The sequence below is a fragment of the Amycolatopsis sp. genome (assembly GCF_035276945.1).
Lineage (GTDB): Bacteria > Actinomycetota > Actinomycetes > Mycobacteriales > Pseudonocardiaceae > Amycolatopsis_E.
In genome coordinates this window covers 1-16939 of the sequence record NZ_DATELF010000051.1, presented here as the reverse complement: position 1 = coordinate 16939, position 16939 = coordinate 1, and the positions used below count along the sequence as shown (strand labels likewise).

At 70.5% G+C, this 16939-nt stretch carries 17 protein-coding genes and 1 riboswitch; of the genes, 7 read left to right on the top strand and 10 right to left on the bottom strand.

What is annotated here, in order from left to right; translation table 11 throughout:
- The first annotated feature begins 17 nt into the window (after positions 1-17).
- Complete coding sequence (thiD, locus tag VJT49_RS08285; protein ID WP_414635872.1) at positions 18-866, top strand: bifunctional hydroxymethylpyrimidine kinase/phosphomethylpyrimidine kinase; 849 nt, start codon at positions 18-20, stop codon at positions 864-866.
- Here the strand turns inward: thiD and VJT49_RS08280 are convergent, their stop codons facing one another.
- The 4 genes from VJT49_RS08280 to thiO all read right to left on the bottom strand — a co-directional run bounded on the left by VJT49_RS08280 (position 867) and on the right by thiO (position 3506).
- Entirely contained in the window at positions 867-1304 is a 438-nt protein-coding gene (locus VJT49_RS08280; protein WP_324164129.1) for a MarR family winged helix-turn-helix transcriptional regulator, read from the bottom strand.
- A 110-nt stretch (positions 1305-1414) separates the two neighbouring features.
- Positions 1415-2191: a thiazole synthase gene (locus tag VJT49_RS08275; RefSeq protein ID WP_324164128.1), complete on the bottom strand. Its 777-nt coding sequence runs from the start codon at positions 2189-2191 to the stop codon at positions 1415-1417.
- 4 nt (positions 2192-2195) lie between these two features.
- Positions 2196-2396, bottom strand: a complete 201-nt coding sequence (gene thiS / locus VJT49_RS08270; protein ID WP_324164127.1) for a sulfur carrier protein ThiS — start codon at positions 2394-2396, stop codon at positions 2196-2198.
- A gap of 12 nt (positions 2397-2408) precedes the next feature.
- A complete protein-coding gene (thiO, locus tag VJT49_RS08265) occupies positions 2409-3506 on the bottom strand; it encodes a glycine oxidase ThiO (protein WP_324164126.1) in 1098 nt (365 codons plus the stop codon).
- Positions 3500-3608: riboswitch (TPP riboswitch) on the bottom strand. It overlaps the preceding gene by 7 nt.
- A 20-nt stretch (positions 3609-3628) precedes the next feature.
- Between thiO and thiE the strand changes: the two genes are divergently transcribed.
- Positions 3629-4294 carry a thiamine phosphate synthase gene (gene thiE, locus VJT49_RS08260; protein WP_324164125.1) on the top strand — a complete coding sequence of 222 codons (666 nt, stop codon included), beginning with the start codon at positions 3629-3631 and terminating at the stop codon, positions 4292-4294.
- Positions 4295-4424: 130 nt separating this feature from the next.
- Here thiE and VJT49_RS08255 read toward each other — a convergent pair whose 3' ends face one another.
- The 3 genes from VJT49_RS08255 to VJT49_RS08245 form a co-directional block, all read right to left on the bottom strand.
- On the bottom strand, positions 4425-5303 hold the full coding sequence (locus VJT49_RS08255) for a hypothetical protein (protein ID WP_324164124.1): 879 nt from the start codon (positions 5301-5303) through the stop codon (positions 4425-4427).
- A 138-nt stretch (positions 5304-5441) separates the two neighbouring features.
- On the bottom strand, positions 5442-6917 hold the full coding sequence (locus VJT49_RS08250; protein WP_324164123.1) for an MFS transporter: 1476 nt from the start codon (positions 6915-6917) through the stop codon (positions 5442-5444).
- Entirely contained in the window at positions 6914-7642 is a 729-nt protein-coding gene (locus VJT49_RS08245; RefSeq protein WP_324164122.1) for a GntR family transcriptional regulator, read from the bottom strand. Before VJT49_RS08245 ends, VJT49_RS08250 begins: the two co-directional genes overlap by 4 nt.
- A gap of 157 nt (positions 7643-7799) precedes the next feature.
- On the opposite strand from VJT49_RS08245, the gene VJT49_RS08240 reads away from it, so the two are divergent.
- Positions 7800-8834 (top strand): SIS domain-containing protein, encoded by a 1035-nt coding sequence (locus VJT49_RS08240; RefSeq protein WP_414635871.1) that lies wholly within the window; start codon positions 7800-7802, stop codon positions 8832-8834.
- Positions 8831-9751 (top strand): N-acetylglucosamine kinase, encoded by a 921-nt coding sequence (locus tag VJT49_RS08235; RefSeq protein WP_324164120.1) that lies wholly within the window; start codon positions 8831-8833, stop codon positions 9749-9751. Before VJT49_RS08240 ends, VJT49_RS08235 begins: the two co-directional genes overlap by 4 nt.
- 88 nt (positions 9752-9839) lie before the next feature.
- Here the strand turns inward: VJT49_RS08235 and VJT49_RS08230 are convergent, their stop codons facing one another.
- Complete coding sequence (locus VJT49_RS08230) at positions 9840-10481, bottom strand: DUF3159 domain-containing protein (protein WP_324164119.1); 642 nt, start codon at positions 10479-10481, stop codon at positions 9840-9842.
- A 208-nt stretch (positions 10482-10689) separates the two neighbouring features.
- Here VJT49_RS08230 and VJT49_RS08225 point away from each other — a divergent pair, with 208 nt between their 5' ends.
- From VJT49_RS08225 to VJT49_RS08215, 3 genes are read left to right on the top strand one after another with little or no spacing between them, the layout of a single operon-like run.
- Entirely contained in the window at positions 10690-11496 is an 807-nt protein-coding gene (locus VJT49_RS08225; protein WP_324164118.1) for an SGNH/GDSL hydrolase family protein, read from the top strand.
- Between the two features lie 29 nt (positions 11497-11525).
- Complete coding sequence (locus VJT49_RS08220) at positions 11526-12005, top strand: DUF6932 family protein (protein ID WP_324164117.1); 480 nt, start codon at positions 11526-11528, stop codon at positions 12003-12005.
- Positions 12005-12883 (top strand): hypothetical protein, encoded by an 879-nt coding sequence (locus VJT49_RS08215; protein ID WP_324164116.1) that lies wholly within the window; start codon positions 12005-12007, stop codon positions 12881-12883. Before VJT49_RS08220 ends, VJT49_RS08215 begins: the two co-directional genes overlap by 1 nt.
- A gap of 231 nt (positions 12884-13114) precedes the next feature.
- Here the strand turns inward: VJT49_RS08215 and VJT49_RS08210 are convergent, their stop codons facing one another.
- Together VJT49_RS08210 and thpD are read right to left on the bottom strand one after the other, a co-directional pair.
- Complete coding sequence (locus VJT49_RS08210) at positions 13115-15859, bottom strand: AfsR/SARP family transcriptional regulator (RefSeq protein ID WP_324164115.1); 2745 nt, start codon at positions 15857-15859, stop codon at positions 13115-13117.
- A gap of 315 nt (positions 15860-16174) precedes the next feature.
- The coding region (gene thpD / locus VJT49_RS08205; protein WP_324164114.1) for an ectoine hydroxylase at positions 16175-16939 on the bottom strand (765 nt) is incomplete at its 5' end.

Here is a 16939-nt window from a genome sequence, read left to right as displayed (position 1 = left end):
TCGGCCAGACTGTGTTCATGACCGAGGTATCCATGACCGAGGAGAGTTACCCCACGGCTCTGACGATCGCCGGCTCCGACTCCGGGGGCGCCGCCGGCCTGCAGTCGGACCTGCGGACATTCCTGACCTGCCGCGTGCACGGGCTCGTCGCGGTCACCGCGGTGACCGTACAGAACACGCTCGGTGTGCACGACCGCGCTGACCTCCCGCCGCACATCGTGGCGGGGCAGATCGAGGCGGTCGCCACGGACATGGGCGTCGGCGCCGCGAAAACGGGGATGCTGGCTTCGGCAGAGATCATCGCGGCGGTGGCCGAGGCCTGCGGCAAGGCCGACATCGGCCGCGACCGGCAGGTGCCCTTCGTCGTCGATCCGGTCGCGGCCTCGATGCACGGGCATCCGCTGTTCGACGACGCCGGCCTCGACGCCCTGCGGGACCTGCTGCTTCCGCGCGCGACCGTGCTCACGCCGAACCTCGACGAAGTCAGGCTGCTCACCGGTCTGGCCGTGACCGACCGCGAGCTCATGCACGAGGCCGCGATCGCGCTACACGCGCTGGGGCCGCGGTATGTGCTGGTGAAAAGCGGCCACCTCACCGAGGATCCGGAGTGCGTGGATCTCCTGTACGACGGTGAGAAGTTCGTCGAACTGCCGGGGCCGCGTTTGGCCACTCCGCACACGCATGGCGCCGGCGATGCCATGGCCTCCGCGCTCACGGCCGGTCTGGCCCGGGGCATGAGCGTGCCCGAAGCCGCGCGCTTCGCCAAGTGGTTCGTCAGCAACGCGGTCGCGCACTCGTACCCGATGGGAGCCAAGGTCGGCCCGGTCTCCGCCTTCTGGCGCCTCTCCCCGGAAAACCGGAACTAGTCAGGTAAGACTGTCGTCGGCGAGAAGGGCCTCGAACGCGGGCAGGGCCGCGGCGATGGCATCACGATGGTGCTCGGGAAGTCGCTCCAAGCGCCTGCCCAGCTCGTGAACACGGGTCAACCAGACATTCTTGAGCGTGCTTTCGCCTTGCTCGGTCGCGGTCGCGAGCCACGCCCTGCGGTCGATCGGATCGGGCTCGCGGCGCGCGTAGCCGGCCTCCACCAGCGAGGCGACGATCCTCGACATGGTCGCCGCGGCCACCCCCTCCTTCGCGGCGAGATCGCCCAACCGCATCGGTCCCAGCGCGACGAGTGTGGCCAGCGCGGAGATCGACCCGTGACCCAGGCCGGGCGCACCCGCCTGGCGCAGGGACCTGGACAGCCTTCCTACCGCCAGGAAAAGTCGCCCAGCGACATCCTCGGTTGACGACTGGTCCACCACCCATGCTCCTTCTGCCCAACGGGTCCCCGACCACGAGGTGCGACCACAATACGGGCTACGCGGAAGAAATCGTGGTAAAGAGCGCACCTTGTCCGCCGAAGGCCCCATTACCAACGCGGCGGGCTCGACGCGTGCGCCCAGAACCGCTGCGGGATCCGGCCCGCGCCGCGCGCGAGCCTGCCCGCGACGACGGCCGAGCGCATCGCGTACGCCATCCGTTCCGGGTCCTGCGCACGGGTGACCGCGGTGGACAGCAACACGGCGTCGCAGCCCAATTCCATGGCCAGTGCGGCGTCCGACGCCGTGCCGATGCCCGCGTCCAGCACGATCGGCACCCCGGCCCTGGCCACGATGAGCTCGATGTTGTGCGGATTGCGGATGCCCAGACCGGTGCCGATGGGCGCGCCCAGCGGCATCACGGCGGCACACCCGGCTTCCTCGAGCCGCAGGGCGAGCACCGGGTCGTCGTTGGTGTAGGCCAGGACGGTGAACCCGCCTGCGACGAGTTGCTCCGCCGCGTCCAGCGTTTCGACCGGGTCGGGCAGGAGGGTGCGCTCGTCGGCGTGCACCTCCAGCTTGATCAGGTCGGTCTCCAGCGCCTCACGGGCAAGGCGCGCGGTGAGCACGGCTTCGGCGGCGCTGCGGCAGCCCGCGGTGTTCGGCAGCAGCCGGATCCCCAGGCGGCGCAGGAGCGCCAGCACCCCGGAGCCGCCCTCGGCGTCGGCCCGCCGCACCGCCACCGTGGTCAGTTCCGTGCCGGAGGCGACCAGAGCGCGCTCCAGCACGGCGAGGTTCGCCGCACCACCGGTCCCGATGATCAACCGGGAGGTCAGCTTGTGCTCGCCGATCACCAGCTGCTCGTCGTGGATCTCCTCGTCCGGCATTTCCTCACCCACCTTGCACCGCTGTCAGGATTTCCAGTCGCGCCCCCGGCTGTACCACGACCCCGGCCCAGTCCGCGCGCCGGACGACCTCGCCGTCCAGCGCGACCGCGATCCCGCGCTGCGTGGTACCCAGCGCCGCAAGCAGTCCGAGAACGGTGGCGCCGTCCGGAAACGACCTCCAGTCCCCGTTGACCTGTACCTCCAACTTGCCCTCCGATCACCTGAGCCGGCCGGGATGTGCCGCCTCGACGCCCTCCGGTGGTTTCTCCCCGGCAAGCCAGGCGACGATCGCGTCCGCGGTCACCGGCGCCATGAGCAACCCGTTGCGGTGATGTCCGGTGGCGGCGAACACCCCGTCGCCGAGTTCGCCGAGGAACGGCAGGGTGTCCACGCTCGCGGCGCGCAACCCGGCCGCGATCTCCACCAGCTCGTACTCCCCGATGCCCGGGAAGATCCGTTCGGCGCCTTCGAGGAGTTCACGGACTCCTCGCGCCGTTACGGTCTCGTCGAACCCGGCCTCGTACTGGGTGGCGCCGAGCACGAGTTCACCGTCGGCACGCGGCACCAGATAGATCGGCCGTCCCTCAACGACCGCGCGCACCGTGCGGGACGGCGGCGGCAGGCTCGTCCGGCGCGCGCGCAGCCGCAGGATCTCGCCCTTCAACGGCCGCACGGCACCTTTCAGCTCCGGGTGCAGGTTCGCGCTCCACGCGCCCGCGGCGATTACGGCCACGTCGCAGGTGAGGTCACCTTGACTCGTCGTGACGTGTCCCGCGGCGACCTCGGTCGCCTTCTCCGCCAGGAACTCCGCTCCGCACCGGTCCGCGGCGGCGCGCAGGGACCGCAGCAGCTTCCGGTTGTCCACGGCGAGATCGCCCGGCACGAGCAGCCCGCCGCGCACCGCGCCGCTGAGCCCCGGTTCGACGATCCGCATCCGCCTGCCGGTCACCGTCTCGACCGCGCGCCCGACGGAGCCGAGGTAGTCCGCGAGGATGGCCAACTGGTCGGCGTCTCCGCGGTCGAGCGCGACCACGACGGTGCCCGCCATGGACAGCCCGGGCCCACCCCCATCCGCCGCGAGCTCTTCGGCGAACGCGGGCCAGCGCCGTAGGGATTCCTCGCCCAGCCGCAGCGCGGCCTCCTCACCGGGCCAGGCCTCCGCGATCGGGGCAAGCATCCCGCCCGCCACCCAGGAAGCCCCGCGGCCGGGTTTGGGGTCGACCACTGTCACCCGGTGCCCGGCCGCCGCGGCCCGCCAGGCCACGGACAGCCCGATCACGCCACCGCCGACCACGGCGATCCGGTTGCTTCTCACGAAATCACGCTCCCTGCGCCGGCATGATCCGGATCAGGTTCCACGGTCGGAGCGGCGACAGCTCCCTCTCAGCCCATGCCCCGGGCTCCCGTGCGGACTCCTCCAGCATATACGTTCGAACCATGCCAGGGCTCAACGGTGAACAGATCAGGAAGCGGCTCGGCGAGGCACGGCTCTACCTGTGCACCGACGGCCGCCGGGACATCGGAGACCTCGCGGAGTTCGCCGACGCGGCGCTCGCGGGCGGGGTCGACATCGTCCAGCTACGGGACAAGACGGACGGGGTTCCCCTTGAGGCGATGCAGGAACTGGCCGCGCTCGAGGTTCTCGCGGAGGCGTGTGCGCGGCACGGCGCGTTGCTCTCGGTGAACGACCGCGCGGACGTGGCGCTGGCCGTGGACGCCGACGTGCTGCACCTTGGCCAGGACGACCTCCCGGTCAGCGTCGCCCGGCGCATCCTCGGCGAGAACCCGGTCATTGGACGCTCCACGCACACGGTCGGGCAGGCCGAGGCGGCGGCACGGGAGCCCGGCGTCGACTACTTCTGCACCGGGCCGTGCTGGCCGACCCCGACCAAGCCCGGCCGTCCCGCGCCCGGTCTCGATCTCGTCCGCACGGCGGCGGCCTTCGGCACCGACCGGCCGTGGTTCGCCATCGGCGGGATCGACCTGACCCGGCTGCCGGAGGTCGTGCGGGCCGGGGCGTCCCGCGTGGTGGTCGTCCGTGCGATCACCGAGGCCGAGGACCCGGAGGCCGCCGCGCGGGCAATTCGTCGCCGGCTTGCCTAGGACCCCGAACTCGCCCGCCGCGAACCCCGAACTCACGCGTCCCGAAAGCCGAACTCGCCCGACCCGAAAGCCCGACTCGCCCGACCCGAAAGCCCGACTCGCCCGTCGCGAAAGCCCGACTCGCGAGTTGTCAGCCGCTGGTGGGGGAAGAAGCGCTCGACGGTGGGGCCGACGAGGAGGACGACGGGGCGCTGCTCTCCGCCGAGTCCTCGGTCGGGGTCACCGGCGCGCTGCTGCTGGGCCGGCCTGTCCGGCTGGACGGCGTGACGGTGTTGGTGCGTGTCTCGGTGGTTGTCGGGTGCACGGGGGTCGTGGGCTTGTCCTTCGACGCGCCGCCGTTGCCGAGCCTGCTGATCGTCGTGCCGGTGCCGCCGGACACCGCGTGGCCGGTGACCGTTTCGAAGCCGGTGATCACGAGCATGCCGACGACGAACGCGACCACACTCATGCCCGCCGCCAGCGTCCACCGGCTCTTCCACCACGGACGCGTCGGCTTCGGTGCGGGACCGATGGCCTCACCCGGGACGAGCACGGTCGGGGCGTCGGCGTTGGGCAAGCCGCCGCCCAGGGCTGGCAGGGCCTGGGTCGGCCGTGGCAGATGCACCGTGGGGGCGTTCGGGTCCACTGCCGCGTTCCGTGGGTCGACCGGCGGCCGCGGGTGGCCTGTCGGGCCGTTCGGGGGCGGCACCGGGCCGTTCGGGCGCATCAACGGGTTCGCCGGGCTCTTCGGCGGCGGCTCGACCAGCCTCGTTTCCTGACGTAACCGGGTGTCGGTCAGGGCGAGAACTTCCTTCGTCCTGCGCGCCGCGTCCCTCGTCCTGCGCAGCGACCGCAGGTACACCTCGCTCCCGATGGTGGTGACCACGCTCGCGATTCCCGCGCCGGCCACGGTGCCCTCGACGCCCAGCGTCGACCCGAGAAAAGCCGCCGTCACCGCCGCCAGGGCTGACGCGATCACCTGCCCGGGCTTGAACGCCCGCTTCTCGCCGGCGCCTTCCTTTTCGACCATGGTTCCGTTCTACTCGCCACTGCTCTTTATCTCACCGTTGCCAACGAGTTAATCGAACGAAACACTCCCGATGTTAGCAGCAGGTGAGGTGCGCCACGTTCAAAGTCCACATTGGACAAGAAGGTGAGCGCTAACGCCTTACTTACCCACGTGAGTCGGCGGTGAAACGACCGAGCAGTGGAGGCATTCGCCGGGCCTTGGATGCTCCGGCGAAGGCGGCGCGGGTTCGGCCAGCACGTCGTTTCGGACGCCGGCGCCCAACAGACCGCCAACAATGGTGAGCCCGGCGCACACGACCAGGGATATCCGCCATCCCGCGGTCAGCACCGCGGGGTCCGAATAGGACTCTCCCCGCAGCCCCGCGATCGCCGGCAGCACCGCGATGGCCAGCAGGCTGCCCGCCCTCGCGACCGCGTTGTTGACCCCCGAGGCGACTCCCGCGTGCCGGTCCGGCGCGGCGGCGAGCACGGTCGCGGTCACCGGCGCGACCACGGCGGCCAGCCCCAGCCCGAACACCACCACGGCGGGCAGCACCACGGTCGGATAGGAAGCGCCGGGCGCGATTCGCAGCATGAGCAGCATCCCGGCGGCGATCAGCAGGGGACCGGCGACGAGCTGTGACCGCGGTCCGATGCGCTGCGCCAGCTGCCCGGAGCGCCCGGAAAACACCAGCATGATCGCGGTGATCGGCAGGGTCGCCGATCCCGCCGCGGTCGGTGAATAACCCAGCGACACCTGAAGTTGCATCGTCAGCAACATCAGCACCCCGCCAAGCGACGCGTACACGACGAAGGTCAGCCCGTTGGCCAGGGTGAACGTGCGGTCGGCGAACAACGACGGCGGCACGAGGGGGTCTGCGGAACGGAGGAGAAGCCGGACGAACAGCGCCAGCCCCGCGACACCGGCCACGGCCGTCACGAGCACCAGGGGGTGCCCCACACCCCGGGCGGGGGCTTCGACCAGCGCGGCCGTCACGCCGCCGAGCCCGAGCGCCCCCAGCACGGCGGCGAGCACGTCGGGCCGCCCGGCACTGGTCACATCGCGGGATTCCGGCACGTACTTGCGCGCGAGCCACACGCAGGCCGTCGCGATCGGCACGTTGATCAGAAACGCCAGCCGCCACGACCACACCTGCACCAGCAGCCCGCCGACGAGCGGCCCGATCGCCGCCGCGATCCCGCCGAGCCCCGACCAGGCCCCGATCGCGCGGGCACGGTCCGCGCGGACGAACGATGTCTCCAGAATGGCCAGCGACCCCGGGGTCAGCAAGGCGCCACCGACACCCTGCAACACCCGCATCCCCACCAGCATCGACGTCGAGACCGACGCCGCCGACAAGACCGAAGCGACGCCGAACCACACCACGCCGAGCACGAACATCCGCCGCCTGCCGTACCGGTCGCCGAGCGAGCCGGCGATCAGGATCAGCGAGGCCAGCGCGAGCAGGTAGCCGTCCAGGATCCATTGCAGACCCGAAACGGACGCATCCAGTTCGGTCCCGATCCTGGGCAGCGCGACATTGACGATCGTGCCGTCGAGCATGGCCATGCCCGAACCCAGCACGGTCGCCGCGAGCACGCCGCGCGCCTGTCCGCTCCCCCAGGCGATCGTCACGGTTTCGTCAGTGTCGCCACGAACTTGTACCGGTCACCTCGGTAGATGGACACGACGTACTCGACGGGCTTGCCATCCGCGCCGAAGGAATGCCTCGACAGCAGCAGCATCGGGCTGCCCACGTCCGCGCCGAGCAGGTCGGCCTCCCGCGGCCCGGCGAGCGCTGTCTCGATCGTTTCCTCCGCACGCTCCATCTCGACACCGTACTGCTCGCGCAGCGCCGCGTAGAGCGAACCGCCGGCCGCCACGTGCTTGCGCAGGCCCCGGAACCGGGCGAGCGGCAGATGCGTTGTCTCCAGCGCCATCGGCTCCCCGTCGGCCAGCCGCAGCCGGCGCATCCGCAGTACCTTGGCGCCGCTGCGGATGCCGAGCAGCTTCGCGAGATCGTGCTCGCTCGGCAGTTCGTCGATCTCCAGCAGCTTGGACGACGGTTCCCGACCCAGGGCGATCATGTCCTCCGTGTAGGAGGACAACTGCAGCCGCTGCGCCATCTTCGGCTCGGCGGCGAAAGTGCCCTTGCCTTGAACACGATGCAACCTGCCTTCGGCCGTCAGATCCGCGAGCGCCTGCCGGACCGTCGTGCGGGAAACCGCGAAATCGGTGGCCAGTGAACGCTCTGTGGGGATCGGCGAACCGGGCGGCATCGCGCCAAGGAGGTCGAGCAGATGCTGCTTCAACGCCCAGTACTTCGGCTCGCGCTGGCCTCGCGTTGCTAACTCCACCATGACTTGACTCCTCCTCGAACCGCGCACCGAGTCCAGGATGAAACTACCCTTTCCACATGCCGGTTTGCTCGGGGTACTATTGGTCTAGACCTCAAAAGGAACTGTTGCGAGTGGATGTCGGCACTCCCGGTTCCGAACAAGCTCACCCGGTGAAGGGATGCCGATGACAGTACCCGGACAACACATGGCCGCCGAGATCGCCGAGCAGCCCACCGTGCTCGCCGGGCTGGTGGCACGGCGGACGGGAATCGCCAACGTGGCCGAGGTGATCGCGCGACGACCGCCCCGGTTCGCGTTGCTGGCCGCGCGCGGTTCCAGCGACCATGCCGCGCTGTACGCGAAGTACCTGATCGAGGTACTTCTCGGACTGCCGGCCGGGCTAGTCTCGCCGTCGACCGTCACACTCTACGGCGCGCGTCCCGACCTGCGGGACGTGCTCCTGATCTCCGTCAGCCAGAGCGGCGGTTCGCCGGATCTGCTCGAATTCACCGAAACCGCGCGGGAGCAGGGCGCCTTGACGGTGGCGGTGACCAATACACCGTCCTCGCCGCTGCACAAGGCGGCGGAGCTCGCCGTCGACATCGGCGCGGGCGTCGAGCAGGCCGTCGCCGCGACCAAAACCTACTCGGCCACCTTGCTGGCGCTCTACCTGCTCATCGACGCCGTGCGCGGGGGCGATGGCGCCGAGGCCGCGGAACTCGGTGCGCTGGCTCAGGAAGCGCTCGCGGTGCCGGTGCGGCACGCCGTCGACCGGTACCGTTTCGTGGACCGGATCATCACCACCGGCCGCGGCTACTCCTATGCCACGGCACTGGAATCCGCGCTCAAGCTCGCCGAGACCAGCTACCTGGCCGCCCGCGCGTACAGCGGGGCAGACCTGCTGCACGGTCCGGTCGCCGCCGTCGACGAAGGGACCGCCGTCCTCGCGGTCACCGGAGCGGGCCGCGGTGGTCAGGCCATGCACGACGTGCTGGACGCGGTCGCCGAACGTGGTGCGGACGTGCTCGCACTCGGTTCGTCGAGCGCCGACGTGCCTGCCGCCGTCCGGATTCCGGTGCCTGCCGTGGCCGAGGAGCTGGCGCCGGTACTGGAGGTGCTCCCGGTGCAGAACCTCGCGCTTGGTCTGGCCCTGGCGCGCGGCGGCGATCCGGACCGCCCGCGCGGTCTGCGCAAGGTGACGAAGACGCGATGACCCGGTTCGTAGTCGGGGTGGACGCGGGCGGCACGTCGACCCGCGCGCTGGCCGTCGCCGAGGACGGCACCGTGCTCGGCAGTGGTGGGTCCGGCGGCGCGAACCCGAACTCACACCCGCCCGAGCAGGCCGCCGCCCGGATCGGCGAAGCCGTCGCGGCAGCGCTCGGCGACCTCGATCCCCGGCAGGCAAACGCTTGCGTAGTCGGGATGGCGGGCTCCAGCAAGCTGACCGACCCGGCGATCGCGGCCCTGTTCGAGGCCACCTGGCAGCGACTCGGCCTGGCCAAGGTCGGCGTGCTCAGCGACGCGGAAGCGGCGTTCGCCTCGGCGACCTCGGCCCCGGACGGCACCGTGCTGGTCGCGGGCACGGGGTCGATCGCGGGCAGGATCCGCAAGCGCCGCATGGTCTCCACCGCCGGCGGTTACGGGTGGCTGCTCGGTGACGAGGGGTCGGGATTCTGGCTCGGGCGGGAAGCCGTCCGGCGAGCTCTCGACGAACTGAGCCGCGGGGCCACGCTGGGTGCGCTGTCGACGGCGGTGCTGGCCGAGGCCGGGGTGGACGCGGGCGACCGGATGCACGCCTGGCGCAGGCTGATCACCGTCGTCAACGGCGAGCCACCGATCCGCCTTGCCCGGTTCGCACCGCTGGTGAGCGGCTCGGACGACGCGGGCGAGATCATCGACCGGGCGGCCGCCCTGCTGGCGGAGACCGCGATGGCCACGCGAGAGCCCGGCGAGGACACGCCCGTCGTGCTCGTAGGCAGCGTGCTCTCCGGACCGGTCGGCGCGAAGGTGCGGGACAAGCTCGCCGGGATCGAAGTCCACGCCAGCTCGGACGGGGTGCTCGGGGCGGCCTGGCTGGCCGCTGTCGACGCCTACGGCGAAACCGCCCGCCGGCCCGAACAACGTGTTTGACCGGTTATTCGCCGCCGCACTGTCCCGAACGGCCGCACTCGCGTACGGTGGGACCCGGCCCCCGGACCTCCCCCTCGCCGGGGGCCGTCTACTTCTCCGCCAGCCGCAGGCCCGGGTGATCGGCGGGCAGTGACCGGTACAGCACCCAGCCGCTGACCGCGATGGTGAGCGCTTGTAGCGGCCAGGTGAGCACGGTGCGTGCCACGCCGAGCGCGACGAGTTGTCCAGCCCACCACAGCGGCAGGTAGACCGCGACCCGCAGCAGGTACTGGCACGACCACAGCAGGCTCGCCCGCGAGTAGGCGCGCAGCAACACCGGATCCTTGCGCCACCGGGTTTTCTGGCCGAGCAGCAGTCCGACCACGACACCGAGCAACGGCCAGCGGACGACCACGCTCGCCGCCCACAGCAGCGCGCTGGCCACATTGGACAGCAACTGGATGAGGAAGAAGTCCTGCGCCCGCCCGGTGTGCAGGGCGATCAGCGCCGCGACGATCACCGCGGCAAGGCTGACCACCACCACCCGCGCCCGGTCCCCACGAACCAGCCGGACCGCGCCCACCACGACGGCGACGCCGATCGCGGACACCGCGCCCCAGGCGATCGAACTCCCGGCGATCAGCCAGCCGAGCACGAAGGCCAGCGGGGGCAGGCTCGCGTCGAGGGCGCTTTTGCGACCACCAAGAATGCCGGCGAGAGATTCGCGCTCGGGGCCACCTTGTGAGGTCACCCTTACAGCCTGCCTGATGACCCGAACGATGTTCGAAGAGACCTTGGCCACACGATCGTGATGCCAGCCGGGAATAGTGGTGACGCGCGGGCTGTCAAGATAGGAAACTCGACGTCCGAGGGAACCGACGGTGGCGTAAGTCGGTATTTCCGGTGCAAGCTCGGTCACGGCGAACTGCATCAACGTGCTGGCGAAAGGGGACAACAGCGTGTATGGCTACCAGAGCTACGTCGCACTTGGTGACAGTTTCACCGAAGGTCTGAACGACCATCTCGCCGACGGCACGTTCCGCGGCTGGGCCGACCGGCTGGCGGAGATACTGGCCGGCGGCCGGCCCGGGTTCGAGTACGCGAACCTCGCGTTGCGCGGCAAGATGCTCGCCGAGATCATCGAGGAGCAGGTTCCCCTCGCCCTCGAGGCCAAGCCCGGCCTGGTCACCTTCTGCGGCGGCGGCAACGACGTGATCGTGCCCGGCACCGACGTCGACGAGATCTCCGCGCAGATCGACGAGGTAATCGCCAAGATGCGGGCCGCGGGCATCGAAGTGCTGCTGTTCAACGGCCCCGACCCCAAGCAGCTCTCGGTGATGAACGTGCTGCGCGGCAAGATCGGCATCTACAACGCGAACCTCTGGGCCATCGCGCACCGGCACGGCGCCAGGGTCGTCGACCTGTGGGCCATGGACGTGCTGCACGACCCGCGCGCCTGGAGCGACGACCGGCTGCACTTCACGCCCGAGGGCCACCACCGGATCGCGCTGCACACGGCCGAGGTGCTCGGCGTGCCCACGACCGAGGACTGGCGGGAACCGTGGCCCGCCGTCGACACCCCGCGCGACTGGATCACCCTCCGCCGCTCCGACCTGGCCTGGACCAAGACACACCTGCTGCCGTGGATCCGGCGCCACCTGCGCGGCCAGTCCATGGGCGACGGTCTGTCCCCCAAGCGCCCGCAGCTCTCCCCGCTCCTCCCGCTCCAGGCCCCCACCGCCGAGGACCACGCCACCGCGGGCTGAGGCCAGCCACCTCCTGATAGCTTTGACCCATGCCGCTCCCGCATTGGACCCTGGAGGGGTTTCTCCCACCGGGGCGGCTTCCCGCCGACCTTGCCGACATCTATGAACGACTCGTCTTCGACGCCCCGCACCGCAACGACCGCGAGATCCTGTTCAGCGCGCTGAACAGCTATCTGGGCGCGGTCGCGCGGATCATCCCCGCCGGCCGCGCCTGGGTCGGTGGTGCCTTCATCGCCCGCAGCGAGTTCGTGCCGAGCGGGCTCGACGTGGTGCTGATGCCGGACGACTGGGGCAGCCTCAAGCGGATGACCGGCCCCGCCCGCGACTCGCTGTACGGCCTGCTCACCCTGCGCGGCGTGATCGTCGGCCAGCCCGCGATGTACCTCGACCAGGTGCAGCCCGTCGGTGGTCTGCTCGACGGGTTCCTGTGCTTCCCCGGGGACGAGGAGACCTGGGCACGAACCTGGTCCGCGGGTGGCACGCGAGGATTCCCCGAGGTGGTGTGGTAATGGAGTTCCGGCGGATCGCCGACGACATTCCCGGCGGCACTTGGCTGGACGACCTGGCCCGCGCCTCGGCGATGGCCGCGCATGCCAAGTTCGAGCGCACCGCGCGGTCACCGCTGCTCAAGGTATCCATGCTCGGCTCGTCCAACCTCGACGCCTATACCTTCTCCGACATCAGCCGCGCGTTGCAGGACGCCACGGCGAAGATCGGGCACATCATCCGGAACCCGCAGGGTGAGATCACCTACGTCCAGCCCACCGATCGTGACAAGGCGCCGCTGCTCCAGCGCGGCCAGGCCGGGAACACGATCTTCTTCGGCTTCCCCGAGCCCGTCCCGGACGACGCGCTCATCCACGACGGGATCGAAACGCTTTCCGAGCGAGCGGTGAAGGAGCTGTGCGACTTCCTGCCCGCCAACGGATCCGACGACGGCGCGCTCGACGCCGTGCTGTTGCAACGGGACACCGTGCGAAACGCGGTCAGCGACATCGTCAACGCGGTGGTCAAGAACGCCGGCATCGGGCTGCGGCTCACGCCGACCTCGGGTGAGGACGTGTCCAGGAGCATGACCTTCGAGCAGGCCAGGGTGCTCCAGGCCAGCCTGCGCGAATCCCGGGACGCCGTCGGGTACGAGACGGTGTCCGGGCGGCTCGACGGTGTCCGCACCCGCCGCCGGATCTTCTATCTGGAACGCGAGTCGGGTGGCACGATCCAGGGCGCGGTGTCGCCCGATCTGCTGGACCAGATCAAGGAGAACCTGGACCGCCCGGTGACCGCGCGGCTCCGGGTCGTCCGCACCACCACGATCGACGGCAGGCGGGGCCGTCCCGTCCACGAACTGCTCGACATCACCCCGGAAGTCACCCTGTTCAGTCAATGAGCCGCGCCTGTGGTGAACAGCGCCGAGGCACCGAGCGCGGTCAGCGTGCGAGCGTGGTTCCGGGGCTGTCCGGACCCCTTCGCGTCCAGAAGCCATTACGGTCTGAGCCCAAAACAGTACCGCCAGTAATACCATGGCAGGAAAGCAAACGGCCGTCTGACGCTCCCCCATTGCGTCAGACGGCCCAGGTCGAACCCTACGCCAACTACGAGCGAAGTCACTAAGAATTCGCTAACCGCGTTCAAGCTCCAGGGCGGCCGATCCGTCCGCCGTGGCGGGCGCATGCCGCGGGCTGACGCGTTTGTACAGCTCAAGGGCGAGCGCGAGCTGCACGCGAGCGTCTTCGACGGCTCCGGACGCCCGCAGTATCCGGCCCAGGATTCGTCGGGAAACCGCTTCCTGGAGCAGGAACCCGCGTTGCTCGGTCAGTTCGATCGCCGATCGCGCGCAGCGCCGCGCGGCTTCGAGATCACCAAGTCCGAGGTGCAGTTCCGCCAGATTGTTCAGCGATACGGCAACATAACCGTCGTCGCCGAACCGGCGGTCGATCGCGAGGGAGGCGGTCTGGTGCTCGATCGCCTCCACATACTTTCCGGCCCGCTTCTCGGCTTCGGCACAGTGGTTCAGCGCCTGCCCGTGGAGGTCGTCATCGCCGGTCCGCGCGGTCTCTTCGGCCGCGGCGCGTAGGCGGTCGATCGCCTCGTCGTACCGGCCACGGAGGGTCAGCGCGCAGCCGAGATGGATCTCCGCGGAGACGACCAGCCTGCGCTCGCCAAGGGAACGGGCGATCGTCAGCGCGGCCTCCGCGTCGGCCAGGCATGCGCCGGTGACCTCGAAGGTCCTCGCGAACGTGCACCGCGAGACGAGCATCCAGTAGCGGCCCTCGCCGCTGCCCGCCGCCTCGGCGGAGGCCATACCGAGCGACAGCAGCCTCGCCCACTCGTCCCACAGGGGCCGCACCACGCGATAGGTATGGACCACTCGGGCCAGCCGCCAGACGTCCTCGTGCCGGCCCGCCGCCTGCGCCGCGGTCAGGGTCGCGAGCAGGTTCGGCCACTCCGCGGCGAAGAAGGCCAGTGCGTCGTCGAAACCCGCGGGCTCCGGGGTTTCGAACTCGGCCGCGCGGAAGTCGAGCCCGTCGACGACCGGCGGCAGGCCGCGCCGCGCCCGGTCGGCGGCCGTCAGGTAGTACCGGACCGCCTGGGCCGGCACCCTCGAGCAATCCACCGGGGTGGCGAGTTCCCGTTGGTAGAGCCGGACCAGGTCGTGCTGGGTGAACACGTCCGGGCCGCTCTCGGTCAGCAGGTGGTGCGCCGAGAGGACGTGCAGCCGCCGCCGGGCCTCGGCCAGGTCGGTTCGCTCGATCGCGGCGACGAGATGCGGCCCGACGGTGGAGATACCGAGCGCCCCGAGCGCGCGGAAGGTCTCCGCGACGCCCGGCGGCAACACCCGGAAGGACACCTCGAGCGCGGCACGCACGCCCGCGTCGTCCACGTCCAGCGCGCTCAGCCGCGTGCGTTCCTCGGTCAACTCGGCGAGGAACCGCTCGGCGCTCCACTGTGGACCGGAAGCCAGGCGGGTGCGCGCGATCCGCAACGCGAGTGGGAGATCACCGCACAACTCGGCAAGCCGCTCGCGATGCCCGGCCGTGCGGTGACCGGCGAGCCCGGCGATGAGCCGTACCGAGTCCGGCCGGGACAGCGGATCGAGGCGGCGCACCCGCGCGGCGTTCGACACGATCAGGCCGTCCAGTCTCGCCCGGCTGGTGACCAGCGCCATGGACCGGCTCCCCGGCGGGAGCAGCGGCCGCACCTGTTCGGCGCTGCGCGCGTCGTCGAGGACCACCAGCATCCAGCGTCCGGCGATCAGCGACCGGTAAAGCGCTACCCGCTCGGCGTGCCGCTCGGGAAGATCCGCGAGCGGCACGCCCAGCCCCAGCAGGAACTGGGTGAGCACGTCGCCGGGCTCGGCGGGTGGATGGTGCGGATCGAACCCGCGCAGCGCGGCGAACAGCACGCCGCCCGGAAACCGTTTGGCGGCGCGGTGCGCCCACGACACGGCCAGCGCGCTCTTCCCGACGCCCGCGATGCCGGTGATCACCGCGACCGCGCCTTCAGCCAGCCCGTCCAGCCAGTCCAGCTCGGCTTCCCGGCCGGCGAGCGTCCCGGACTCCCGGGGCAGTTGCCGGGGAATCACGCGCGTGACGTCGACCGCGGGCGGCCGGGCCGGCTCCGTCGCGGGCAGGCTGTCGTTGAGGATCCGTTCCTGCAGGGCACGAAGTTCCGGACCGGGATCGATGCCGAACTTCGCCGAGCTGAACCTGGCGACCCGGCGGTAGATGTCCAGGGCGTCGGCGCGGCGACCCGAGTAGTAGAGCGCGCGCATCAGTTGCCCCACGGTCCGCTCGGCACGCGGGTTTTCGCGGACCATCGCGGTGAGTTCGGCGATCAGTTCCGCGTGGCGGCCGAGTGCGAGGTCCGCGTCGACCCGCGCGCCGTGCACGGCCAGGCGCAGGTCGGTCAGCTCGGGAGCGGACACCGAATCGGGCACCCCGGACAGCTCGGGGCCCTCGAACAGCGCGTATGCGAGGGCCAGCAGTTCGGCGCGCTCGGGCAGGGGCAGGCCCGCGGCCCGGTCGAACAGAACGTGTGCCCGGTGCACGTCGATCCGGTCGGGATCGATGGCGAGCCGGTATCCGGGTGCGGCGGTTTCGATCCGCGCCTGCTCCGGTGAGCCCAGGGCACCCAGCACGCGCCGCAGGTGCGAGACGTTGCCGTGCACGATGGTTCGCGCCGTGGCCGGGGGATTCGCGCTCCACAGCGCGTCGATGAGGTCATCGAGCGGGACGATCCGGTTGGGCTCGAGCGCGAGCAACGCGAGCAGGCCACGCACGGCGGGACCGCCGACCGGCACCGGCCGTCCGGCGTCGAGCAGCTGTACCGGTCCGAGCAAGCGGATGCGTAAGCCGTCCCCCACGGCACCTCCCCGGGGGATATTGAACACGAGACGGCACCGCGCCACCAGTCCCGATCCGGTGGCGCGGGCCGCGCTCGGTGAAACATGCGGCTGGGTCGGGTGCTCCCGGCCGGGCTCGCTGTCGGAGCACGGCGACGGGAGCCACCCCGAGCGAAGGAGCGCCTAGCCACCGGCCGACAAGCGTGACCGCTCAGGCGGTCGCCATCACGGTGGCGACACCGTAACAGGGCGCTATAGCCGCACTACAGGCGACCCGCGCGAAGACCTTGTGTGATTCAGCCAACTGATCTTCTGGCGCGGGCTCGGCTGGAGGCCTCAGCGCGTGACGGGTGTGAAGTCACGGCTGCCGACGAAGGTCGGCCGGGGCTTGGCGGCGGCGTACGGCTCGACCAACGTGTTCTCCACGCTGTTGAACACCACGAAGATGTTCGACCGCGGATACGGCGTGATGTTGTTGCCGGAGCCGTGCATGATGTTGGAGTCGAACCACAGCGCCGACCCCGCGGGGCCGGTGAACTGGTCGATCCCGTGCTCCGCCGCGAGCCTGGTGATGTCCTGGTCGCTGGGCACGCCGACCTCCTGCTCCTTCAGCGAGCTCTTGTAGTAGTCGTCCGGCGTCTCGCCGACACAGGGCAGGAAGGTGCGCTGGGAGCCCGGCATGACCATCAGCCCGCCGTTGAACGGGTAGTTGTCGGTGAGCGCGATCGAACAGCTCACCGCCCGCGGCCGGGGCATGCCGTCCTCCGCGTGCCAGGTCTCGAAGTCGGAGTGCCAGTAGAACGGGCCGCCGGTGAAACCCGGTTTGAAGTTGAGCCGCGACTGGTGGACGTAGACGTCCGAACCGAGGATCTGCCGGGCGATACCCACCACCTCAGGGCGGCGGATGATGTCGTCGACGACGTCGCTGAGGCGGTGGACGTCGAACACGGACCGCACGGCGCCGTTACCGTTCTCCCGCACGATGCGGTCGTCGCCGCGCAACGTGTCGGTCTCGGCGAGGCGGGTCATCTCGTCGACCAGGTCGAACACGTCGCGTGGCGGAATGATCACGTCGGCGGAGTGGTATCCGCGCTTGTCGTA